Annotated in this window: 23 protein-coding genes; 11 read left to right on the forward strand and 12 right to left on the reverse strand. The window is 72.8% G+C overall.

Features of this window, described 5'->3' with window-relative positions:
• Nucleotides 1-2 precede the first annotated feature (2 nt).
• The gene (locus ACVN90_RS15845) at nt 3-641 is read right to left on the reverse strand and encodes a DUF402 domain-containing protein (protein ID WP_475099164.1); all 639 of its coding nucleotides are present in this window, start codon (nt 639-641) and stop codon (nt 3-5) included.
• A 92-nt stretch (nt 642-733) separates the two neighbouring features.
• Here ACVN90_RS15845 and ACVN90_RS15850 point away from each other — a divergent pair, with 92 nt between their 5' ends.
• Genes ACVN90_RS15850 through ACVN90_RS15865 form a run of 4 tightly spaced genes read left to right on the forward strand, consistent with a single transcriptional unit; the run spans nt 734 to nt 5860 of the window.
• A complete protein-coding gene (locus ACVN90_RS15850; RefSeq protein WP_475099165.1) occupies nt 734-2494 on the forward strand; it encodes a S8 family serine peptidase in 1761 nt (586 codons plus the stop codon).
• Entirely contained in the window at nt 2491-3558 is a 1068-nt protein-coding gene (locus ACVN90_RS15855; protein WP_475099166.1) for a phosphotransferase, read from the forward strand. The genes ACVN90_RS15850 and ACVN90_RS15855 overlap by 4 nt, the downstream gene beginning before the upstream one ends.
• On the forward strand, nt 3543-4544 hold the full coding sequence (locus ACVN90_RS15860; protein WP_475099167.1) for a T3SS effector HopA1 family protein: 1002 nt from the start codon (nt 3543-3545) through the stop codon (nt 4542-4544). Before ACVN90_RS15855 ends, ACVN90_RS15860 begins: the two co-directional genes overlap by 16 nt.
• Nucleotides 4541-5860 carry a lanthionine synthetase LanC family protein gene (locus ACVN90_RS15865; RefSeq protein ID WP_475099168.1) on the forward strand — a complete coding sequence of 440 codons (1320 nt, stop codon included), beginning with the start codon at nt 4541-4543 and terminating at the stop codon, nt 5858-5860. Before ACVN90_RS15860 ends, ACVN90_RS15865 begins: the two co-directional genes overlap by 4 nt.
• Nucleotide 5861: 1 nt before the next feature.
• On the opposite strand, the gene ACVN90_RS15870 is transcribed toward ACVN90_RS15865, so the two are convergent.
• A complete protein-coding gene (locus ACVN90_RS15870; protein ID WP_475099169.1) occupies nt 5862-6170 on the reverse strand; it encodes a hypothetical protein in 309 nt (102 codons plus the stop codon).
• A gap of 86 nt (nt 6171-6256) precedes the next feature.
• Here ACVN90_RS15870 and ACVN90_RS15875 point away from each other — a divergent pair, with 86 nt between their 5' ends.
• The gene (locus ACVN90_RS15875) at nt 6257-7555 is read left to right on the forward strand and encodes an isochorismate synthase (protein ID WP_475099170.1); all 1299 of its coding nucleotides are present in this window, start codon (nt 6257-6259) and stop codon (nt 7553-7555) included.
• A 178-nt stretch (nt 7556-7733) separates the two neighbouring features.
• On the opposite strand, the gene ACVN90_RS15880 is transcribed toward ACVN90_RS15875, so the two are convergent.
• The 7 genes from ACVN90_RS15880 to ACVN90_RS15910 form a co-directional block, all read right to left on the reverse strand.
• Entirely contained in the window at nt 7734-8540 is an 807-nt protein-coding gene (locus tag ACVN90_RS15880) for an ABC transporter permease (RefSeq protein WP_475099171.1), read from the reverse strand.
• Nucleotides 8537-9565 (reverse strand): ABC transporter ATP-binding protein, encoded by a 1029-nt coding sequence (locus ACVN90_RS15885; RefSeq protein WP_475099172.1) that lies wholly within the window; start codon nt 9563-9565, stop codon nt 8537-8539. The genes ACVN90_RS15880 and ACVN90_RS15885 overlap by 4 nt, the downstream gene beginning before the upstream one ends.
• A 67-nt stretch (nt 9566-9632) precedes the next feature.
• Complete coding sequence (locus ACVN90_RS15890; RefSeq protein ID WP_475099173.1) at nt 9633-10523, reverse strand: permease prefix domain 1-containing protein; 891 nt, start codon at nt 10521-10523, stop codon at nt 9633-9635.
• The gene (locus tag ACVN90_RS15895) at nt 10520-10873 is read right to left on the reverse strand and encodes a PadR family transcriptional regulator (RefSeq protein WP_475099174.1); all 354 of its coding nucleotides are present in this window, start codon (nt 10871-10873) and stop codon (nt 10520-10522) included. Before ACVN90_RS15895 ends, ACVN90_RS15890 begins: the two co-directional genes overlap by 4 nt.
• A 101-nt stretch (nt 10874-10974) precedes the next feature.
• Nucleotides 10975-11841 (reverse strand): polyphosphate kinase 2 family protein, encoded by an 867-nt coding sequence (locus tag ACVN90_RS15900; RefSeq protein ID WP_475099175.1) that lies wholly within the window; start codon nt 11839-11841, stop codon nt 10975-10977.
• A 27-nt stretch (nt 11842-11868) separates the two neighbouring features.
• Nucleotides 11869-13692: a 2-succinyl-5-enolpyruvyl-6-hydroxy-3-cyclohexene-1-carboxylic-acid synthase gene (menD, locus tag ACVN90_RS15905; RefSeq protein ID WP_475099176.1), complete on the reverse strand. Its 1824-nt coding sequence runs from the start codon at nt 13690-13692 to the stop codon at nt 11869-11871.
• A 1-nt stretch (nt 13693) separates the two neighbouring features.
• Complete coding sequence (locus tag ACVN90_RS15910) at nt 13694-14188, reverse strand: PLDc N-terminal domain-containing protein (RefSeq protein WP_475099177.1); 495 nt, start codon at nt 14186-14188, stop codon at nt 13694-13696.
• Between the two features lie 102 nt (nt 14189-14290).
• Between ACVN90_RS15910 and ACVN90_RS15915 the strand changes: the two genes are divergently transcribed.
• Nucleotides 14291-14599, forward strand: coding sequence for a DUF4229 domain-containing protein (locus tag ACVN90_RS15915; RefSeq protein ID WP_475099178.1), 309 nt, complete (start codon nt 14291-14293; stop codon nt 14597-14599).
• A 19-nt stretch (nt 14600-14618) separates the two neighbouring features.
• Here ACVN90_RS15915 and ACVN90_RS15920 read toward each other — a convergent pair whose 3' ends face one another.
• A complete protein-coding gene (locus tag ACVN90_RS15920; protein WP_475099179.1) occupies nt 14619-15602 on the reverse strand; it encodes a 1,4-dihydroxy-2-naphthoate polyprenyltransferase in 984 nt (327 codons plus the stop codon).
• Nucleotides 15603-15691: 89 nt separating this feature from the next.
• Here ACVN90_RS15920 and ACVN90_RS15925 point away from each other — a divergent pair, with 89 nt between their 5' ends.
• Nucleotides 15692-16075 carry a VOC family protein gene (locus ACVN90_RS15925; RefSeq protein WP_475099180.1) on the forward strand — a complete coding sequence of 128 codons (384 nt, stop codon included), beginning with the start codon at nt 15692-15694 and terminating at the stop codon, nt 16073-16075.
• 71 nt (nt 16076-16146) lie between these two features.
• On the opposite strand, the gene ACVN90_RS15930 is transcribed toward ACVN90_RS15925, so the two are convergent.
• Both ACVN90_RS15930 and ACVN90_RS15935 read right to left on the reverse strand, forming a co-directional pair.
• Nucleotides 16147-17301: an AMP-binding protein gene (locus ACVN90_RS15930; RefSeq protein WP_475099181.1), complete on the reverse strand. Its 1155-nt coding sequence runs from the start codon at nt 17299-17301 to the stop codon at nt 16147-16149.
• A 91-nt stretch (nt 17302-17392) separates the two neighbouring features.
• Nucleotides 17393-18307: a 1,4-dihydroxy-2-naphthoyl-CoA synthase gene (locus ACVN90_RS15935; RefSeq protein WP_475099182.1), complete on the reverse strand. Its 915-nt coding sequence runs from the start codon at nt 18305-18307 to the stop codon at nt 17393-17395.
• Nucleotides 18308-18383: 76 nt separating this feature from the next.
• Here ACVN90_RS15935 and ACVN90_RS15940 point away from each other — a divergent pair, with 76 nt between their 5' ends.
• Genes ACVN90_RS15940 through ACVN90_RS15955 form a run of 4 tightly spaced genes read left to right on the forward strand, consistent with a single transcriptional unit; the run spans nt 18384 to nt 22531 of the window.
• Nucleotides 18384-18929 carry a hypothetical protein gene (locus tag ACVN90_RS15940; protein WP_475099183.1) on the forward strand — a complete coding sequence of 182 codons (546 nt, stop codon included), beginning with the start codon at nt 18384-18386 and terminating at the stop codon, nt 18927-18929.
• 1 nt (nt 18930) lies between these two features.
• Complete coding sequence (locus ACVN90_RS15945; RefSeq protein ID WP_475099184.1) at nt 18931-21900, forward strand: ATP-binding cassette domain-containing protein; 2970 nt, start codon at nt 18931-18933, stop codon at nt 21898-21900.
• A gap of 44 nt (nt 21901-21944) precedes the next feature.
• Nucleotides 21945-22139: a type II toxin-antitoxin system VapB family antitoxin gene (locus ACVN90_RS15950; RefSeq protein ID WP_475099185.1), complete on the forward strand. Its 195-nt coding sequence runs from the start codon at nt 21945-21947 to the stop codon at nt 22137-22139.
• The gene (locus ACVN90_RS15955) at nt 22136-22531 is read left to right on the forward strand and encodes a type II toxin-antitoxin system VapC family toxin (RefSeq protein WP_475099186.1); all 396 of its coding nucleotides are present in this window, start codon (nt 22136-22138) and stop codon (nt 22529-22531) included. The genes ACVN90_RS15950 and ACVN90_RS15955 overlap by 4 nt, the downstream gene beginning before the upstream one ends.
• Nucleotides 22532-22557: the final 26 nt, after the last annotated feature.

Below are 22557 nucleotides of genomic sequence, written 5' to 3' on the forward strand. Positions count from 1 at the left end.
GTCTAGGCGGCGGTGCCGTCTGTGCCGGGGCCGCCGTCGCCCGCGGCCGCGAAGGAGACGGGTGGGGGCGGCGCGACGGCGTCGTAGGACGCGAGCCGGGCGAGCCACGCATCGGGCGTCGCGTCATCGAACGGCGCCTCCGCCGCCGCGACGCGGCGCTCGAGGTCCACGGCGAGCGCCTCGAGCCTGTCGACGAGGTCGAGCGGATAGCCGTACGCGACGCGGTGCTCATCCCACTCGTCACGGTCGTCGATGAACAGCCCGCGCCCGTCGATCGCCTTCACGACGTCGAGGTCCATGTCGATGCCGCGGGGTTCGTGGCCCTCCCAGCGGATGTCCCACGCGACGTCGATGTAGATGCGCACGCGCCGCGGCGCCCCGTGGACCGTCATCGCGTAGTCGCCGCTCGGCGGGATGAGGGTGACGTTGGGTCCGTCGGCGACGAACTCGAGCCCCGGACGGACGTTGCGCCAGCCGGAGGGCTGACCGACCCAGTCGCCCCACCGGTCCCTGCCGAGGTAGATGCAGTCGTTGACCCAGTGCGGGCCGCCGTCCCACTTGCGCCAGCGGAACTGGAGCGGGGCTCCGGGCTCGGGGCGGTCGGAATCCGGGTGACCTGAGAGGTGCATCGGGGTCGGCACCCGCCTCAGTGTAGGGCTGTATCAGTCTCTTCCCGCCATCCCTCCTCCACGGTGGCCGCAACCTCGCGGCCCTTGAGGAGAGAAGTCCGAAAATGGCTGCAACATCCGGCGGCTCGTCGCGAAAGCGCACGTCCGCTCCTCGGGCGGAACTGGGTGCCTCCGCTCCGCTCTACATCGACGGCGACGACGTCATTCCCGGCGAGGTCATCGTCACGCTCAAAGCCGACGCCGCCGATGCGATGACGGCATCCGTGCCCATCCACCCCGGCGGCCGCGGCGTCTCGATGGCCGATTCGCTGGGGGTGTCGGGCGTCGACGCCGTGCTCGCGCGCCTCGGTGCCTACGACATCACCCGGCTCGCGCCGCCCTCGCAGGGCATCGCGCGTTCCGTGATGGCCCTGGACGGCGTGCCCGAGCCCGAGGAATCGATCCTCGGTCGCTCGTTCCGTGTCCGCATCGACGCGAAGGTCGCCCCCGACAAGGCGGCGGCTGAGCTCGACGCCCTCGATGAGGTCGAGGTCGCCGAGCCGAACCGGTGGCGGGAGGCCAGCGTCATCCCTGACGACCCGCAGTTCGGGGCGCAGTGGGGGCTGACCAAGATCAACGCCCCGGACGCGTGGGACGTCACGAAGGGATCCGCGAGCGTCGTCGTGGCGGTCATCGACTCGGGCGTCGACCTCGACCACCCCGAGCTGGCGCCGCTGCTGGTCCCGGGGTTCGACATGGTCGATCTGGGTCCGAACCCGACGCCGAACCCGGGGTGGCGCTTCGAGGGCGATTTCGCGGGGCGCGACGCGATCCCCGAGGACGAGGTCGGCCATGGCACGCACGTCGCGGGCACCATCGCCGCCGTGTCCAACAACGCCGTCGGCGTCGCGGGCGTCGGGTGGCAGACACGGATCATGCCGATCAAGGCGCTCACCCGCGTGGTGCGCATCAGCGACGGTCGCGTGAGCGGCACGGGCTCGTCGGCCGACGTCGCCGCGGCCATCCGGTACGCGGCCGACAACGGCGCCCACGTCATCAACATGAGCCTCGGCAGCCCGTCCTCGACCTCGGTCGAGGCGAGCGCGGTGGCGTACGCGGTGAGCAAGGGCGTGGTCGTCGTGGCCGCGATGGGCAACGACGGCAGCTCTTCGCCGAGCTTCCCCGCGGCCTACCCGGACGTGATCGCGGTCGCCGCGATCCAGTCGAACGAGTCGCGCGCGGCGTTCTCGCAGACCGGACCGCACATCGACATCTCGGCGCCGGGCGTCGGCATCCTGTCGACGTACCTCGCCGGCGGCCTCGCCACGATGGCCGGCACGTCGATGGCCTCGCCGCACGTGGCGGGTGTCGCGGCACTCGTGAAGGCGGTCAAGCCGAGCCTGACGGCAACCGAGATCGGCGACATCCTCCGCTCGACGGCGAAGCCGCTGCGCGACGTCGCGAGCGATCCCGTGCCGAACGACCGGTACGGCTGGGGACTCGTCGACGCCAGCGCGGCGGTGCTGAAGGCGCGGGGACCCATCGTCCTCAAGCCGACGATCACGGTCAAGCTGCGGACTCCCGTGGTGGCATGCCTGCCCAGGACGATCAGCCTGCCGGAGTGCGGGACGATCAAGACGGTCCTTCCGCTGCAGTGCCAGAAGATCAGGTCAATCCACATCGCGTGCCCCGTGACGACGACGGTCACCAAGGTCCCGACGACCGTGACGGGCCCCAGGCCAGGACCGCAGCCCGGCGGCGCCGATCCGTTCGGCGTCGAGCAGGGCGGCTACGAGGCCGGCTTCGCCGCCGGCCATGCCGCAGCGATCGAGGAGCTCCAGTCCGGCGGCGGCGACGCCTACGGCGAGGGGCTGTTCGACGAGTGATCGCCGACGCGACCATGGTGCGGACGGGTGCGGGCACCACCCCGCATCCGTCCGTCACCGCGCTGCGCGCGGTGGGGCTGCTCGGCCCCACCGAGCTGCTGCGCGCCGAGCCGACCGACCTGTCCCGCGCCCACGGCGTGTGGGCCGTGCACCTGCCCGACGACCGCCGCGTGGTCGTGAAGTCCGGCGCGTTCACCGCACCCGCCACGGGATCGACGGACTCTGCGCAGGAAGGCCTCGGCGCAGAGCTGTTCGTGCAGCGCATGGCACGGTGGTGCCTCCCCCTGCAGAAGGCGATCCCGTCGCCCGCGATCGTCGACGAGGAGCGCGGCATCCTCGTCGTGGAAGACCTCGGAGCGGGACATCCGGCGTCCCTCGCCCTCGTCTCCGACACGATCGGCGACGCGGACGCCTTCTTCCGCCTTCTCGGCGCCTGCGTGGGCGCCGTGCATCGCGCGACCGCCGGCCTCCCGGTGCCGCCGGCGCGTCCGCCCCTCGTGCTCCACGTGCTGCGCCCGGACGAGCGCACGGACGCCGCCTCGGCCGGCCTCGGCCTCGCCGAGGCGACGCGCGACCTCATCGCGCTTTTTCGCGCGGAGCCGGCCCTGATGGCCGCCGCCGCGCGCCTGCGCACGCCGGCGGGGCGTGCGCTCGTGCACCACGACCTCAAGTGGGACAACATCGCCGTCGCACCGGGCCCTGCCCCCGTCATCGTCGACTGGGAGCTCGCCGGAGCGGGCGATCCGGCATGGGACCTCGGTTGCCTCGTCGCCGAGCATCTCCTGCGCGACGCGCCGACGGCGGCCGGGCTGCCGTCACCGGGTCGCGCCCTCGTGCGGGGATACGGCGAGGCCGCGCGGATCTCGTCGCGCGCCACCGCACTCTTCGCGGAGCGGGTGGCGCTGGCCTCGGTGCTGCGCCTCGCGCAGTTCGCGCTCGAGGTCGCCGAGCGGAGTGAGGGCGGCGACGAGGAGCAGGCGCAGGGGCTCGCCACGCTCGCGACCGCACGCCGGGATCACGTCGCGGTTCTCGTGCAGGAGGTGCGCTCATGTCTCGCACGATGACCTCGGAGGCCGCGGCGGAGGCGGCCACCGCCCGCGGCGAGCGCACCGCGACGGCGACGCTGAGCGAGCTGGGCCGGGCGCTCGCGCTCGTCGAGGACTCCGACGAAGCGCGCGCACTGCGCGCGGACGCACCGAGGGGAATCGAGATCGAGAGTCCGCTTGCGGAATGGCTCTATGCGAACTGGTGGACCGGAGAGACGCGCGACGCCGTCGGTCAACCTGCGCGCGCTCTCGTCGCTGCGCCGATGTTCCCCCGCGTCGGCCTGCTGGAGACGATCCGACGCCGGGCGGCGGGCACCTCGGCGGCCTGGATCGTGCTCGCCGTGGGCGACGCGACGGTCACGGTCGTCGCATCCCGGCCTCCCTCCTCCGCTCCGCCCGGCCACCTCCGCATCGCGACGGACCGCATCGTCTCGTCCTCGCGACCGGGCTGCACCCCCGCGCCCGGCGACCTCGTGACGATCGCCCGCGGTTCGTCGGGATGGGATCAGGCGTCGGGATGGTGGTGGGCGCACTCCGGCGAGGGGGTGCCCGACGGCCCACTCGACCGCTGGTACGCGCACGCCCGCTCCCCCGAGGATTCCGCGGCCCTGCTGCCCCCGCTGATGGGCGCGTTCGCGGACGCCGCGAGCGCGTTCTCCCTCAAATGCCTGCCGGCGCCCAGCGGCTACGGCCGCCCCGACGCGCTCGTCGTCTACACGCCGCGAGCTGCCCGGGCCCGCGTGGCCGCGAGCCTTCGCCGCCGGGCCCGCGACATCACGCCGCACGTGGAGGCGTCGATTCCGCCGACCACGCGCCGCATCGCTGCGGGCATCGGGATGTCGGAGGACCCCGCCGACGGCACCAGCTTCGGTCAGCAGCGAACCGCGCAGGTCGCCGCGATCGCCGCCGCCATCACGGACACGGATGCTGCGCCCCGCCGTCTGCGCTCGGCCGCGAGCGCCGTGGGGCTCGATGTGACGCGCCCCTGGAAGGCACGACCATGACCGCCGTCGAGCTGGACCCTCGTGCGCCGGCGTCCGAGACGGCGGTGCGGTCCCCCGCCGAACTGGGGGCTGCGGCCGTCACCCTGGCCCGCCGTCTCGCCGCCGACGTCATCGTCGACGGCCGCGGGGCGCCGCAGTGGATCGGCGACGAGATCGATCTGGCCGCGAGCACCGACGGCTCGGTCCTGCGAACGGGGCCCGTCGACGACGGCCTTCTGACCGGGCGCGCGGGCATCGCCCTCGCCCTTGCCGCGGCCGCGCGGCACGCGGGCGACGAATCCCTCGCGGTGCTCGCGCAGGCGACGCTCGCCGACGTACTGGACTCCCGCCGCACCGCCCGGCGCGGACAGCTGGGCTGGCAGAGCGGCGACCTGGGGATCGCGATCGCCGCCGAACGCATGGCGGACTCGCTCGGCCGACCGGACCTCGCGGGCCGAGGTCGCCGGCTCGCCGCCCGCGCGGTCGCGGCGCTCGCGACCGCGGACGACTCGTGGCTTCCGGGGTACGCGGACCTTCTCGACGGCTCGGCGGGCCACCTGCTCGCGGTGCTCGCGGCGGCACTGCCCGCGACCGCCGAGCCGCACCGGGCGGCCGCAGCCCAGCGCCTCGTGCGCGACCTGCGCGCCCGCGCCGTCGTCGACATCTGCGGCGCGCGCTGGCCGATGGCGGACGGCGACCGGGCGGTCACCGGGCTCGCACACGGCTCTTCGGGAGTCGGCCTGGCGCTGCGGGCCGCCCACGCGGCGGGTGTCGCGGGGGTGGACCGGGCGCTGGCCGATGCCGCCTGGACGTGGGACGACGCGGGCTACGCCGCCGAGGACGGCGGCTGGTACGACCTCCGCGTCGACGAGCCGGCGATCGGTCTGGCGTGGTGCCATGGCGCTCCGGGGATCGGGATCGCGGCGACGCTCCGCTCCCGCGTCGGCGACGAGGACGATGCCATCGAGAGTGAATCGACCTACCTCCGGGCCCTCCGCTCGATCGAGCGCGCACGCCGCGACTTCCCCGACGATCAGGGCGACGACGCCACCCTCTGCCACGGCCGCTCCGGTGTCGTCGAACTGCACCTCGCCGGCGCGGAGGCGGCGTGGTCCACCGATGCCGCCGCCCGCGAGGAGCGCCGGCGCGCGGCACGGTACGAGGCATCCGTCATCGCCGCCGGCATCGCTGCCGACGGGACCACGACATGGAGCCACGGCGTCCGGGGCGGCCGGTCGCCGGCGGTCCTCGACGGCACCGCCGGCGTCGTGCTGACGCTCCTGCGCTGCGTCGGCCCGATGGCGAGCGTCGCGCATCCGCCGGTGCGGCTGCGCTGACTCAGAGCCCGTCTTCGGCGGGCGAGCCCTCGGCGGGTTCTTCGACGGGCATGAGACCGATGTCCCGGGAGTCCGCGTCGGCTTCTCCCCCGAAGCCCACCCAGGCGTCGGGCTCGGCGACCCTCACCCCGTCCACCGCCTGCGCGCGGTCGGCATAGTCGGCGACTGAGTCGTCGACCGTGGCGATGAACACGCCGGGCAGCTCGGGTGCGGGCGGCGCGACCGACTCGGCCCCGGCGTCGCGGAGACCCGCCTCGACCGCGCCCTGGTCGGCATCTGGGTCGACAGTGATCAGGTAGCGCGCGCTCACGCGGCCATCCTCACCCCGCGCCGCGGCGGGCACAAGGGCGGCCGCGACCGGCGTCCACGCCGGATGGGCGAGTCTAGGCTGGAGTCGTGACATCTTCGCACCGCCCGCCTGAGCTGGTGGTCGAGACTCGCGAGATCGAGCACGTCGACGACCTCCTCGCCTACGCCTCTCCCGACGAGCCTCTCGCCTGGCTGCGCCGCGGCGACGGCATCGTCGGCATCGGCTCGGTGGGCGGCTACGAGCGCGGACCGCGCAGCGCCTCCGGGATCGACCCGGCGACGCTGCCGTCGCCGGCCGATCAGTGGCGACACCTCGCAGCGACGGCGGAGATCGACGACCCCGTGGGCCTGCCCGGCACCGGCCTCGTCGCCTTCGGCACCCTCGTGTTCGACGAGCGATCGTCGGGCACGAGCCGCCTCATCGTCCCGCAAGCGGTGATCGGACGGCACCGCGGCCGGTCGTGGGTCACGCGCATCCGACAGACCTACGTCTCACGCCCCGACGCGGCCATCGAGCCCCAGCCGTACGGCCCGTACTGGTCGGCGACGCTCGGCCCGGGCACGCTCAACCCCGCCGGGTACCAGGCCGCGGTGCGCGAGGCGGTCGACGCGATCGTGCGCGGCGAGCTGGAGAAGGTCGTGCTGGCGCGCGACCTCGTCGGCACCATCCCCGCCGGCGCCGACCTGCGCCGCCTCGTCCGCGCCCTCGCCGACGACTACCCCGACACCTGGACCTTCGCGGTCGACGGACTCATCGGCGCGAGTCCCGAGACGCTGGTCACCGCCTCGCGGGGCGTCGTGACCGCGCGGGTGCTCGCCGGGACGATCCCGCGCGGCACCGACGCACACGACGACACCGAGGCATCCACCGCCCTCGCGCACAGCACGAAGGACCTCGACGAGCACCGGTACGCCGTGCAGAGCGTGCTCGCGACGCTGGGCCCGCACGTCAGCCACCTGCGCGCCGACCCTGAGCCGTTCACGCTGAAGCTCCCGAACCTGTGGCATCTCGCGACCGACGTCGCGGGCGACCTCGCCGACCACGCGTCGGCCCTCGACCTCGTTGCGGCACTGCACCCCACGGCGGCGGTGGCAGGGACCCCCACGGAGGCTGCGCTCGACCTGATCCGCCGGCTCGAGCCGTTCGACCGCGGCCGCTACGCCGGCCCGGTGGGGTGGGTCGACGGCGACGGCAACGGCGAGTGGGCCATCGCCCTGCGCTGCGCGCAGATCGGCGGGCCACCACCGCGCAACGTCGCGACGTACAGCGCGACGATCCCGGTCGTCGCCCACGCGGGCGCCGGGATCGTCGCGCAGAGCAACCCCGACAAGGAGCTGCTCGAGACGCGGGTCAAGTTCCGCCCCATCGTCGACGCCCTCGCCTGAGGTCGTGCCCGCGGCGCCGCCGGCAGACGTTCTCCAAAGTGCCCGATGAACTTCCGGCTCACACGACCCCCCACGCACGCCGATGAAGTTCCGGCTCACACGACACCTCAAGAGGGTGTCATGTGTGAGCCGGAAGTTCATTGGGCTCTGGAGGGAGTGGCCGACGGTGCGGAGGCCGTCACACCGAGCGCTGGTAGGCGCGGATCGACCGCACCGCCCAGGCGAAAGCCAGTCCCGCCAGCACGGTGAGGCCGCCGAGCTGCCACCACCCGCTCGCGGGATAGTCGCCCGTCAGCCCGCCGCGGCCGAGCTCGACGGCCCAGGTCATCGGGTTCCAGCGCGAGACGTCCTGCACCCATTCGGGCATCAGGTCGGCCGGCATCATCGTGGTCGACAGGAATGTCGCCGGCAGCACGATGAGCTGCGACAAGCTGATCAGCGCGATCTGACTGCGCGAGATCAGGGCCACCGCCGTCGAGGCGCAGCAGAAGATCGTCGCGAGCAGCGTCGCGACGCCGAGCGCGGCGAGCATGCCGCCGACGCCGCCGGGGTACCGCGCCCCGGCGAGCCAGCCGATACCGAGCACGACGAGCGACTGGGCGACGTTGATGATCAGCTGCTGCGTCAGTTGCCCCGTGATGATCGCCGAGCGCGATATCGGAGAGGTCAGGTACTGATCCATGACGCCGGAGTGGATGTCGTCGATGCATCCGGTCCCCGCCCACGCGCCCGAGTACAGGACCGTCATCATGAGGATGCCGGGCACGAGGTAGTCGATGTAGCCGGCGCCGCCGAACTGCGGCAGGGCTCCGAGCGACTGGAAGACCTGCCCGAACAGCACGATCCAGATGACCGGCTGGATCAACGACATGACCGGTCCCCACACCTGGCGCAGGGTCGCGATCAGCCAGCGACGCAGCACCTGGCCGGCCTGCGTGAACCAGCCCGCGCGTGGTGCGGTGCCGGTGAGGGCGACAGTCGTCATGCTGCGACCCCTTCCGTGACGGCAGGCGCTGCCGCGTCGCCGAAGATGTGGCCGACGAAGTGCAGATACACGTCGTCGAGGGTGGGATGGGATGCCGCGACCTGGCCGAAGCGGATGCCCGCGGCATCCAGCGCTCCGATCACCGCGCCGACCGCGGCCGAGGCGTCATCGGTGCGGGCGGCGAGGACGCCGTCGACACCGGAGGCCTCGATCACGACGTCGCGCAGACCCGGAACGCGGCCGATCGCCGCGCGCACCGCGGCAGCGTCGGGCTCGACGAGCGACACCCGCAGCGAGTCGCCGTGCAGCGCCGCCTTGAGCTCGTCGGGCGTGCCCTGCACGACCGCGCGACCCCGGTTGACGAGGAGCAGCTCGTCGGCGAGGCGGTCGGCCTCCTCCATGTAGTGGGTCGTCAGCACCACCGTGAGCGCCTCTTCGCCCGACAGCCGCCGGATCTCGGCCCACATCGCGGCGCGCGCCTCGGGGTCGAGCCCGGTGGTGGGCTCGTCCAGGAACAGCACGCGCGGCCGGTGCACGAGCGCCGCAGCGACGTCGAGACGCCGGCGCATGCCGCCGGAGAACGTCCCGACAGGACGACGGGATGCCTCGGCCAGCCCGAAGTCGTCGAGCAGACGCGCCGTGCGGTGCCGGGCCTCGCCCGGTGCGACTCCGCGCAGTCGCGCGGCGATCTCGAGGTTCTCGCGGGCGGTGAGGAGCGGATCCGTGCTCGCCCCCTGGGACACGTAGCCGATGGCGGCGCGGACCGACGCCGGGTCGGTCGCGACATCGTGCCCCGCGACGACGGCCGTGCCGCTCGTCGGGCGCGACAGCGTCGTGAGGATCTTGGTCGTGGTGGACTTGCCGGCGCCGTTCGGGCCGAGGAGGCCGAAGACGCGGCCGGCGGGCACGGAGAACCCGAGGCCGTCGAGAGCTCGGACCGCGGGCTTCCTGCCGCGCCCCGGATAGACCTTGACGAGATCGGTGGCGACGATCGCGCGATCGCCGGCGATGGGGTTTTCAGGCATGGCGAAGCATCCCTTCCTGCGAATGGGTTGTTGAGGGGTCGGGCGGCACGGGGCGCCGCCCGACGTTTCAGGACTTCTTCTCGGGGCTGAAGAGCATCCGTGCGAGAACCAGCATCATGACCGCGAACCCGCCGACGAAGGCGACCGGCGCCCACCACCAGCCGACGGTGAAGACCAGCACCGCGATGACGGCGAACGTCACCAGCCAGATGACGGCGCTGTAGATGCCGAAGCGCGCGGCGGTCTCGGGCTCGCGCTCGAACCGGTGCGGCGGCTCACTCGTGTGGGCCTGACGTGTCCAGGCCTTGTGGCGATTCGTCTGACTCGCCCCGAGGAACGCGAACAGGATGATCGACGCGATGATCCCGAGCGCGGCGAACACCACGCCCCACACCGGCATCGAACCGAAGGCGACGAGCGCGACGAAGCCGAGCCCGAAAGCGCCGAGTATCGTGGCGAGGAAGTAACCGGCAGCGCGGTTCTGCGGCATCGGATGGTTGGTGGTCGTCTCCTGCGAGAGCGAGTCGCCCACGAGGAGACCGAGAGCGGTGGCTGCGAAGCCGAAGGCGCCGATCTGGGCGCCGAGTGGGATCGGCCACACCCCTGCCGCCCCGAGGATCCCGAGCGTGATGCCTGTCACCGCCGCGATCGACCACACCACTGCTCGCACGACGAAACCGGGCTTCGGACGCACGCGGTGGCGCTGCTGCAGGGCGGCATAGCCGTCCGCGTGCGGGCGGGGCGCAGCATCCGTCGTCTCGTCGAGAAGGGCACGTACGTCGCCGAGTTCGGCGATCGCACGCTGGGCGGCCTCGGTCGGCGCCACGCCCGCCGCCTCGAGCTCGTCGGTGCGGGCGACGAGGTTGGCGCGCACCTCCTCCTTCAGGTCCTGGGCGTCGGGCGTCATCTCGATGCCCTGGAACGCCTCGTCGAGGAGGCGATGGATGTCGGTGTTCATTGCTGGCTCTCCTTCACGTCGAGCAGTGCGTCGATGATGCGCCGGGTCGCGGTCCAGGCCGCGACGTTGCTGCGGAAGACCGCGCGGCCGGCGTCGGTGATGCGGTAGTACTTGCGGCGGCCTCCCTGGGATTCGTCGCCCCAGTACGACTCGACGAGCCCGTCCTTCTCGAGGCGGCGGTACGTGGCGTACAGCGTCGCCTCTTTGATCTCGTGATCGCCGCCGGTCGCATCGCGGATGGCCTTGTAGATCTCGAAGCCGTAGGCGTCGCCGCGCCGCAGCACACCGAGCACGATCGTGTCGGTGTGGCCGCGCAGCAGGTCGGCTGCGAACGCGTCGTCCTTTGTCATGTCGAGTACTGTATCACGTCAAGTACTCGCAAGCATCAACTACTTTGCGTGCGTGAGGACTGTCCTCCCACATCGCGACTGCTGCAGTCAGTGGCGCGGGACTACCAGCTCGCGGCGAGGCGCTTCTTCTCGGCGTCGACATCGAAGGTCGCCGCAGGCCAGTGCGGGTCGATGTCCTCCAGTGCCTCCAGCAGCAGGTGCTGCACCGCGAGGCGCGCGTACCACTTGCGATCCGCGGGGACGACGTGCCACGGCGCATGCTCGGTCGACGTCCGCTCGAACACCGTCTGGTAGGCGTCCATGTACGAGGGCCACAGCTCGCGCTCGTCGACGTCGCCGGGGTTGTACTTCCAGTGCTTGTCGGGGCGGTCGAGCCGCTCCATCAGGCGGCCCTTCTGCTCCTCTGGCGAGATGTGCAGCATGACCTTGACGATGCGCGTGCCGGACTCCGCCACACGCTTCTCGAACTCGTTGATGGCGCCGTAGCGGCGTTCGATCTCCTCGACGGGCGCCAGCTGCCGCACGCGGCCGATCAGCACGTCCTCGTAGTGCGACCGGTCGAAGACCCCGATGAGCCCGGGCGCCGGCAGGCGCTGCTCCACCCGCCACAGGAAGTCGTGCTCGAGCTCCTCGGGAGTCGGCTTCTTGAAGGCCGCCAGCACGACCCCCTGCGGGTCCACCGATCCGACCACATGGCGGATGATCCCACCCTTGCCCGCGGAGTCCATGGCCTGCAGCACCAGCAGCACCGCAGCATCCGTCGCATCCACGCGGCTCTGCGCGAACAAGCGCTCCTGATACTCGTCCAGCTGGGCGGCGCCCGTCTTCAGATCCTCCGCCGCGTGCACCTTGTCCTTCTCGTAGCCCGGAGTCGAGCGGGGGTCGACATGGGAGAGGAGGAATCCGCTGCGGACGCAGAGCAGATCGGCGACGTCGCCGATCCAGTGCTTCTGACTCGAGGCTGTCATGGAGACATCATGGCGGATGCCGCGGGCTCAGCGCTCGAGCGGAACCTCGATGAGCTGCCGCCCGCCGACCGGCGATGTGAGCGCCTGGTCGAGGGCCGCGCGCGTCGTGATGCGGCGGTACTCCCAGCCGAACGCGAGCGCGAGCTGCTCGAGGCGCACGGTGTGCGGGGTGAGGAGCACCCGGTCCATCACCTCGGCGCCAGCGACGGCGGCCACCTCGAGCCCGTCGAAGATCGTGCCGCCGCCGTCGTTGCCGACGATGAGCTGGATGCGCGGCTCGTCCTCCTGCGGCGGCAGAAGCATCGCACCCGCGTCGTGGAGCAGTGCCAGGTCGCCGAGGATCACGCGCGTGACGCCCGCACCCCCGCCCGACTGGCTCGCCAGGGCGATGCCGGTCGCTGTCGCGATGGTGCCGTCGATGCCGGCGAGTCCGCGGTTGGCATGCACCGGCACCTTCTTGCCCGGCAGCACCTGGTCGGCCACGCGCACAAGGCGCGACGACCCGAACACGAGGCGGTCGTGCGGCCACGTCGCGCGCCACACGGCGTCGACGAGCGCGGCACGGTCGACGGGCGCGCGGATCACGCCGAGCTCCGCCGCGATCGCGCCGAGCCGCTCCCCCGGCACCGCCGACGAGAGGCCGTCGGCGTCGGGAGCGGGTGGGGTGAGATCGACGGATGCTGCGCGCGACGCCTGCAGCCACTGCCCGAGCCATTCGCGATCGGGGTCGCCGGTCGCGACGGCGATGCTGTCGGCCGCGATCGTCGCGCCGTTGAGATTGAGCGGCTCGCCCGGCCCCCGCACCGCGACGACCTCGATGTCGGGGTCGGAGAGCAGCGCGGCGGTCTCCCGGCTGAGGGTCGGGTGGCCCAGCACGACGATGCGTTCGATACGGCCGCCGAGCTGCGGGTCGTGCAGCAGCTCGCGGTACCCGTGCACGAGGTGTCGCCCGAAGCGCGCGCCGCTCACGATCTCGGCGATGAGCGGCCAGTTGCCTACGTGGGCGAGCTCCTCGGCGTCGGGACCGGCGTCGGCTCCCGCGAGCACGATGGTGAGGGGACCGCGCTCCAGCACGAGCGGTGCGTCCTCCGGCTCGGTCGGGAGGTCGGCCTCGCCGATGCCGCCACCGCCCTGATAGAGCGCACCGGATGCCTCGTCCTCGGCGTCGACCACCACAGGGGGCCCGTCGGGGTCGTCGACGACCGCGGTCTCGAGCTCGGCGGCGGGAACGCCCATCCACGCGGGGAGGGTCCCCGACAGCGGCTCGCGGTACGGCAGGTTCAGGTGCACCGGTCCCGGCGACCGCGTGCCCGCGCCCAGCGCGGCGGCGACGGCGTCCTCGGCGAGCAGGCGCAGCATCGCGCTCTGCTCGTGGGTGCCGTCGGGGTCGATGCACTCGGGCACCGGCACGTCGGCCTCGAGCCGCACGGTGGGCGCGAACATCCCCGGCTGGCGCGTCGTCTGGTTCGCTCCGACGCCGCGCAGCTCCGGCGGGCGGTCGGCGGTGAGCAGCAGCAGGGGCACGCCGGCGTGGTGGGCCTCGAGCGCGGCAGGCAGCAGGTTCGCGACCGCGGTGCCCGACGTGCAGACGACGGCCGCCGGCATCCGTGTCTCCCGCCCGATCCCGAGGGCGGTGAAGCCCGCGACGCGCTCGTCGATGCGCACGTGGAGGCGGATGGTGCCGCGCCGCTCGAGTTCAGCGGCGACCAGGGCGAGCGCCTGCGAGCGCGAGCCCGGGCTCAGCACGACGTGGCGCACGCCCAGCTCGACGAGGCGGCACAGCAGCGCCGCGGCGGCGTCGGTCGCGGGCGCGGGATCGAGCGCGCCCCCGGCGCTGTCCGAGTCGGTCACGTCAGCCGATGACCCCACGCTGGCCGCGGGCGTCGTCGTCGCCGTCGGCGGGGCGGGTCGGCGGCTTCGGCTGCGGCGGGGTGCCCGGCGTCGCGGTGCCGCCCGCGGCGGCGGCGCTGCCGGGTGCGGTGGTGTCGTCGGATGCCGCGGGCCCGGCCGGCGGGTTGTACCGCGGGTCTTCGCCCTCGGCGTCGAGCTGCGCGAGCTCCTCCTCGAGGCGGCGGATGCGCTCGTCCTGGTCGCTGATCGTGCCGATGCGGCCGAGGAACTCGGGGTCGTCGTCGGGGGCACGGCGCGAGGCGACGGACGACGCACGCCCGCGGCCGACGATGAGCCAGAGAAGACCGCCGAGGACGGGCAGCAGGACGACGATGAGGATCCAGACGGGCTTGCTCACGCCGCGGTGGCGGGTCGGGGGCTGGACCGCGCAATCGACGATGGTGAAGACCCAGAACGCGGTCGCCACCAGGGCCAGAATCAGCAGCACCCGAGGCATCTTCCCATCCTAGGCGGGCGGGGCCGCAAGTGGGTGGTCGCGGGCGCTCCGTGACGCAACCGTCGCCGAAGCCGCCCTCGGCACAGAACGTAGGATGGATGGGTGAAAGCGCGCTCTGCCATCGTCTACTCGGTGCTGCGGCTGCTGGCGTTCCTCGTGCCGTTCGGCATCCTGATGCTGTTCCCGATCATGCGCGAGTACTACTGGCTCGCCGCCATCTTCGCCGCCCTCATCGGGCTCAGCCTCTCCGTGCTGTTCCTGCGCAAGCCCCTCGACGACGTCACCTCGGGCCTCGCGGAGCGCCGCGCCCAGGCTCGCGCCGCCGCGAGCGATGAGGATGCGGAGGATGCCGCGGCCGACGCCGCCGCCCCGGCGACGCCCGACGGCGACGCGCCGGACTCCCGCGCCTGACTCAGGGGCGCAGCATCCGTCAGCCGATGAAGGCCCACATCAGGAAGGCGCCGTAGGCGACCGACGTCAGTGATGTGAGGCCCAGGGCGACGACGAGTTCGCGGGGGTCGCGGTACGTCCACACGATGAGGATCGCGGGCGCGCCGGCCAGCAGCGCCAGCAGCGTCAGCCACGCGATCGGGTACCCGATCCACGCGAGGAACGCGGCGATGGCGAACGCGATCAACACGAACACCGTGAACAGCCAGCGCGTCGCGGTGCGGCCGATGAGCACGGTGAGCGTCCGCTTGTGCGCGGCGCGGTCCTGGTCGATGTCACGCAGGTTGTTGGCGAGCAGCACCGCGCACGCGATGAGGCCGACCCCGACGGCGCCGAACCAGGCCTCCTGCGGGAGGGCGAACGCCTGCACCCACGTGGTGCCGAGCGTCGCGACGAGGCCGAAGAACACGAAGACGAAGAGCTCGCCGAGACCGTAGTAGCCGTACGGGCGCTTGCCGCCGGTGTAGAACCACGCCGCGATGATGCACACGGCGCCGACGGCGATGAGCCACCACTGCTGCGTGCGGATCGTGATCGCGAGGCCCGCGAGCGCCGCGATCGCGAAGAACGCCAGCGCGACGATCAGCACGGTGCGCGGCTTCACCTTGCGGCCGGCGGTGAGGCGGGCGGGGCCGACGCGGTGATCGTCGGTGCCGCGGATGCCGTCGCTGTAGTCGTTGGCGTAGTTGACGCCGATCTGCAGCGACACCGACACGATGAGGCAGAACAGTGCGATCACCCAGTGGAAGACGTCGACCACGAGGATCGCGGCGCCCGTGCCGACGAGGATCGGCGTGATCGCCAGCGGCAGCGTGCGCAGCCGCGCGGCTCCGATCCAGTCGCGCGCCGTGGGCTTCTCGACGTGCGCGGGGTCGCGCGAGACATGCGCCTTCTGCGGGTTTCCGCGCGACTGCTGCTTCTTGCGTGCGCCGTTGGTGCGCTTCTTGCTGGGGGTTCCTGCCACGAATGCACATCATAGGGGCCGCGTCGATGAGCCACGCGCATCGGTCAACCCCCCTGACGCATGTCGGCGCCGCGGGCGAGGATGGGCGCATGCTGAGCATCGGATCCACTGTCCTCACCGTGGAAGACATCGGTCGCGCCGGCGACTTCTGGCGCGCCGCCCTCGGGTACGTGAACCGCAGCGAACCGGGCGACGACTGGGTGATCCTCGATCCGCCGGGGAAGGCCGACTGGTCCGCGCCCGGCGCGAGCCTCGCGCTGTCCGTCACGGGCTACCCGCAGCACTACCCGCCGCGCATCCACCTCGACCTGTACGCCGAAGATCAAGCGGCCGAGGTCCAGCGTCTCCTCGGCCTCGGCGCGCGCGAGGTCGACTGGCACGACTACCCCGACGACGCCGACTGGGTCGTCCTCGAAGACACCGAGGGCAACCGCTTCTGCGTCGTCGACACCGGCCCGTACCCGCCGGGCTGATCGGCCGCCGCAGTCGGCTGTCGTCGTCGCGTCGGGCGCAGGAAACGACAGCGGGGGCCGACTCGAGCGTGTCAGTGCAGCGACATCACCGCGCGGCGGATCGCCTCGCGGTCGGGTTTGCCCGACGGCAGCGTCGCGAGCTCGTCGACCAGAACGAGCCGGGCCGGGCGGGCGTGGGGGCCGATCTCGGCCTGCACGGCGGCGCGCGCCTCTTCGAGCTGGACTGCTTCGCTCCGGCGCAGCGCCTCACCCCGGGAGGCGACGACGACGGATGCCTCGCCCCACCGCTCGTGCGGAACTCCGACGACGACGGCCAGTGCGAGGCCGGGGATCCCCCTGACGATCCGCTCGACGCGGTCGAGCGAGACGTTGATGCCGCCCGACACGATGACGTTGTCGAGGCGGCCGCGCACGCGAAGAACCCCGTCCTCGAGGAGCCCCGCGTCGCCCGTGCGGTACCACCGCGAGCCGTCGCGTTCGCGGAGGAACGCAGCATCCGTCCGCTCCTCGTCACCGAGGTAGCCGTCGGCCAGGATCGGGCCGGAGACCTGCACCTCGCCGCGCTCGATGCGCAGCCGCACGTTGCCGAGGGCCACGCCGTCGTAGACGCACCCGCCGCTGGTCTCGGTGGAGCCGTAGGTGCGAACGATCCGCGCCCCCGCCGCCTCGGCGCGCTCGAGCGTCGCGGCGGGGAGCGCCTGGCCGCCGACGAGGATCGTCTCGAACGAGCGGAGCGCGGCGAGCACCGACGGGTCGTGCTCGGCCGCGTCGAGGAGCTTCGACAGTTGCGCCGGAACGAGCGACGTGTAGCTGGGCACGCGCTGCCCACCCTCGGTCGACACCATCGTGAGCGCGGCGGCCGTGAACGCCTGCGGGGTGAACGCCCCCGCCAGGATCGCGGGCTCGCGACCCTGGACGAGCGAGCGCACGAGCACCTGCAGGCCCGCGACGTAGCTCGCGGGCAGCGCCAGCAGCCACGCGCCGTCGCCGATGCGGTCGGCCGTCGACATCGCGCTCGCGGTGAGCGCGTCGCGGCTGAGCACGACGCTCTTCGGGACGCCGGTGGAGCCCGAGGTCGTCACGACGACCGCGGTGCCCGCCCGCACCTCGCCGGGCAGCCCGCTGACGAGCCCGAGCCCGAGCGCGGGTCCGGCGCCGTGGAGCGCGCCGCGGAGCCCCCGCAGGATCTCGCGGGGATCGTCGCCGACGACGGGTACGAGCTTCATGCGGGCATCAACTCCTCCAGAACCGGCCGGCCCAGGCGGTTTCGCCGCGCTCCCAGGCCCAGAGCACGGGACGTGGAGGAGTCGGTGCGCATCAGAAGTGCCAGGGGTAGGGCGACCAGTCGGGGTCGCGCTTCTCGAGGAACGAGTCGCGGCCCTCGACCGCCTCGTCGGTGCCGTAGGCCAGGCGCGTGGCCTCCCCGGCGAAGACCTGCTGCCCGACCATGCCGTCGTCGACGGCGTTGAAGGCGAACTTCAGCATGCGGATCGCGGTCGGCGACTTGGTGAGGATCGTGCGGGCCACCGCCACGGCCTCGCGCTCGAGGTCGGCGTGCGGCACGACGCGGTTGACCGCGCCCATCTCGTACGCGCGCTGGGCCGAGTACTCCTCGGCGAGGAAGAACACCTCGCGGGCGAACTTCTGCCCGATCTGCCGGGCGAAGTATGCGGAGCCGTAGCCGGCGTCGAACGAGCCCACGTCGGCGTCCGTCTGCTTGAACCGGCCGTGCTCGGCGGAAGCGATCGACAGATCGCACACCACATGGAGGGAGTGGCCGCCACCCGCGGCCCAGCCGGGGATCACGGCGATCACGACCTTCGGCATGAACCGGATGAGCCGCTGCACCTCGAGGATGTGCAGCCGGCCCGCGCGGGCCTGCGCCTCGGCCGGGACGGCGGTCTCGTCCTCGGAGTACTTGTAACCGTCACGCCCGCGGATGCGCTGATCGCCGCCTGAGCAGAACGCCCATCCGCCGTCCTTCGGGCTCGGTCCGTTGCCCGTGAGCAGCACGACGCCGACGCGCGGATCCTGGCGGGCGATGTCGAGGGCGCGGTAGAGCTCGTCGACGGTGTGCGGGCGGAAGGCGTTGCGCACCTCCGGCCGGTCGAACGCGATGCGCGCGATGCGGCCGTCCTTCGAGACGTGGGCGGTGATGTCGGTGTAGCCACCTTCGGGCCGGCCGGGGGCCTGCTGCCACTCGCTGTCGTCGAAGAGTTCCGAAACGTTCACCCGGCCAGCCTACGGTGGGCTCCGCGTGGGCGTCATGTGCAACCGGACACCCCGGACCGGGGCCTAGCCTGGATCGGTGACTTCGACTCTTCGCACCGTGGCGGCTGCCGCGGCATCCGCTGCCCTGCTGTTCGCCCTCGCCGCCTGCTCGTCCGGGGCGCCTGAGGCATCGCCCACGGCCTCCGAGACGCAGGCCGTGCAGGTTCTCGACGAGGCGTGCGCGGACGACGCCGGCATCACGGTGGCCGTCGACGCGTCGGCCCTCGAGGAGGACAGCAAGGCGTGGTGCATCGACACCGACGAAACGCTCGCCGCCGCCGATGCGCTGACGCTGGTCGGCGTCGAGACGGAGGGCACGGAGGAGTACGGCGACCAGGTCGTGTGCCGTGTCAACGGCGTCCCGGCCGAAGACCAGGCGATCACCGCGGACGACGGCTCGGAGTACTTCGAGACCTGCGAGTCGATGCCCGCCGCCTTCGCCTACTGGTCGCTGTGGATCAAGCCCGCCGGCGGCGAGTGGGGCTACGCCGAGGAAGGACTGTCGACCCTCCAGCTCGAGCCCGGCGAATCGCTCGAGCTGCTCTTCACCCTGAACGGAGAGCCGGCAGCGCCGACGACCTGACATGACCTTCCGACCCGGTCCCCTGCGAGCCGCGGCGATCCTCGCCGCAGGGTTCGTGGCGGCCCGGGTCGTCTACCGCATCCTCTTCCACGGCGCCGACGGCGACGGCTTCGTCCTGCTGGATCTTCCGGCGGTGCGACTGCCGTCACCGTTCGCGCATGTGGTGCTGCTGGGCCCCGTCACGGTCGACGGACTGTGGGATGCTGCGGCCAGCGCCCTGCCGATCGCGCTCGCGATCCTCGCCTTCGGGGTCGTCAACGCCGTCGTCGACCTGCATCGAGCGTTCGCGCGGGCGTCGCGACGGGGACCCTTGCGGGGCATCGCACGTGCGCTCGCGATCGCGGCGGCGACCCTCCCCTCCCTGGCCGACGGCGCCCGAGCGGTGCGGTTCGCGCAGCGACTCCGCGGCGAGCGCGGCGGGGCACGGATGCTGCTGCCCCTCCTGGAGCGCACGCTCGAGCGCGCCGGTGCCGTCGCCGCGGCGCTCGAGCTGCGCGGCTTCGCGGGACGCGGGCTCGACGGGGACTGCCTCGCGCCGGTAGAGGTGGAGGGCGTGGGAGTCGGGTTCGGCGACCGCGGTGCAGCAGACGGGGCTGCGGGTGACGGGGCTGCGGGACGCGGCATCCGTCTGCCGGCCTCGTTCGTGCTCGAGGCGGGCACGCTCACGCTCGTGTCGGGGCCGACAGGATCGGGCAAGTCCACACTGCTGCGTGCCGTCTCGGGGTTGCACACGCACACCGACGGCGGCTGGATCTCCGGGTCGCTGCGGGTCGTCGGGCACGACCGCGCGGCCGTGCCTCCGCGCGACCTCGCGCAGCGCGTGGGCGTGGTTCTGCAGCACCCGCGTGAGGCGTTCGCCACCGAGCGCGTGCGCGACGAGATCGGGCTGTCGCTGGAGCTGCGCGGCGTCGCGCCCGTGATCACCGCCGCGCGCGTCGCCGAGATCGCCGACCGCGTCGGGGTGACGGCGCTGCTCGATCGCCCGACGCGCGGGCTCTCGGCGGGCGAGGCGACCCTGGTGGCGATCGCGGCCGCGATCGTCGAGCATCCGATCCTGCTGCTCATCGACGAGCCGCTCGCCGACCTCGACGCCGACGCGCGCATCCGGATCGCCGGGCTGCTCGATGCCTTGGCACACGAGGCCGGGATGTGCGTCGTGGTCGCCGAGCACCGCGTCGACGCGCTCGCGGGGATCGCCGACACGGTGCTGCGGATCGACGACGGGGTGGTCGCCGCCGTGGAGTCTCTCTCGGGTTCGGGGCGCACCACGGACGCTGGGGGCGCGCCGCGTGCGCCCCGAACGTGCGGGACGCGCCCCGAACCGCGGGATGTCGTGCTGCGCGCTCGCGGAATCACGGTGCGCCACCACGACACTGTCGCCGTGGCCGGGGCGGACGTCCGGCTGCGGGCCGGCGAGATCGTCGCGCTCGGCGGACCCAACGGCGCCGGCAAGTCGAGCCTCCTCGCGGCGCTCGCTCTTCCGGCGCGCGGGATGGAGATCGAGTCGGCCGGACGTGTGGCGCTGGTGCCCGACGCCTCGGACGACCTCTTCGTCTCCGACACCGTCGCCGCCGAGTGCCGTCGGGCCGACCGCCGGGCCGCCCGCCGCGACTCGGGTGCGGCCGCGGGGACTGCCGCGATGTTCGCGGGGTTCCTGGGTCTCGACCCCGACGGTCCGGCCTTCGCGGCGCGGCTGGCACGGCACCCGCGCGACCTCTCGGCGGGCGAACGGCGCTGCCTCGCGCTGGCGATCCAGCTCGCGGGTTCCCCGGGCGTGCTCATGGTGGACGAGCCCACGCGAGGCCTCGACCCCGAGGCCCGCGACATGGTCTGGGCGGCGCTGACATCGCTCGCCGCGTCCGGCACCGCGGTGCTGGCGGCGTCGCACGAGCCCGACTTCACCGCCCGGGCGGACCGCGAGCTCGCGATGCGCGCGGGCGTCCTCACCGAGCGGGTCACAACTCCGCCTGACATGGGCGACCCCGCACGTGCGCACGGCGCCGAGCGCACGACCGGTGGCCCGACGGCCCGGAACTTCGCGGTTGCCCGCCAAGCGGATGAACCCCGTGTCGTGACGGCTGGAGGTCGCTCGCTGAGCCCGGCGGAGTCGTGGCACGCGATCCGGGCCGGGGACGCAGCATCCGTCCCCTCCGCACGCGGGCCGCGCCTCCGAGGCCGTGCCGCCCTCCTCGCGCTCGCCGCCGCGAACCTCGTCGCGCTCGGGGCGTTCTGCTGGCCGCTCGTCGCGACGGCGGTGCCGGAGCAGGCGTACGCGGCGGTGCCGATCGCGGCGCTCGCGCTCGTGCCGCTCGCCGCGCTCGTCGTGGTCGCGACACTCGACGGGAGCGTGCGGTCGGCGCACATGCTCGCCCTCCTCGGGACGCTCGCCGCGATCGGCGCCGCCGTCCGCATCGCGGGCACGGGCGTCGGCGGCGTCGAGGCGGTGTTCATCCTGCTGATCCTCGCCGGCCGCGCCTACGGCGCGCGGTTCGGGATGCTCCTCGGCATGGCGACGATCGCCCTCTCCACCCTCATCACGGGCACGTTCGGACCGTGGACGCCGTTCCAGATGTTCGCGTGCGCGTGGGTCGGCGCGATCGCCGGGCTCCTCCCCCGGCGGGTGTCCCGCCTGGGCGAGATCGCGATGCTCAGCGTGTACGGCGTCGTCGCTTCGTACGCGTTCGGCCTGCTGATGAACCTGTGGTTCTGGCCGTTCGCCGTCGGCTACGGCACCGGCATCTCGTACGACGGCAGCGCGCCGCTCGACGTGAACCTCTCGAGTTTCCTGCTGTACTCGCTCGTCACCTCGACCCTCAGCTGGGACACCCTCCGCGCGATCACCACCGTCATCGGACTGGTCGTCGTCGGCCGCCCGATCCTCGCCGCGCTGCGCCGCACCAAGCCGCTCGCAGCGTCGGCGACCCATGGTGCTTCCTTGCAGCCCCTCGACGCGGATGCGGTTCGCGCCTAGAATCTCAGAGTGCATCAAATGATGCGAGAAGTGATGCAGGCGGCATGATGCGCACGACGGTGACACTCGACGACGAGCTCCTCGCCCGTGCGTCCGAGTTGACGGGCATCCTCGACCGTACGACGCTGCTGAGGTCGGGCCTCGAGGCCCTCGTCAGACTCGAAAGCGCGCGCCGCCTCGCCGCCCTCGGCGGCACAGATCCAGCCGCAGCGGCCCCGTCACGCAACCGCGTCGCGTGAGCGGGAGCGCCACGCCTGCCGCGATGACGGTGCTCGTCGACACGTCGATCTGGATCGACCACCTCCATCGGCCCGACGCCCGCCTCGTCGCACTGCTCGAGCTGGACCTCGTCGCGTCGCACAGCCTGGTCATCGAAGAGCTCGCGCTCGGCTCACTCTCCCGACGCGACCACGTGGTCGAGTCCCTTGAGAGCCTGCGCCGATTGTCTTCCGCGACCCACGCCGAGGTCCTGCATCTGGTCGACTCGACCCCGCTCTGGGGGCGCGGGCTCAGCGCTGTCGACGTGCATCTGCTCGCATCCGTCATCATCACGGCGGGCGCGCGTCTCTGGACGCGCGACAAGCGTCTCGCCGATGCCGCCGCCGAGCACGGGGTGGGCTTCACTGCATAGATGCACGGATGCCGCGGCCCGCAGCA

This window comes from Microbacterium sp. F01, from assembly GCF_056156365.1.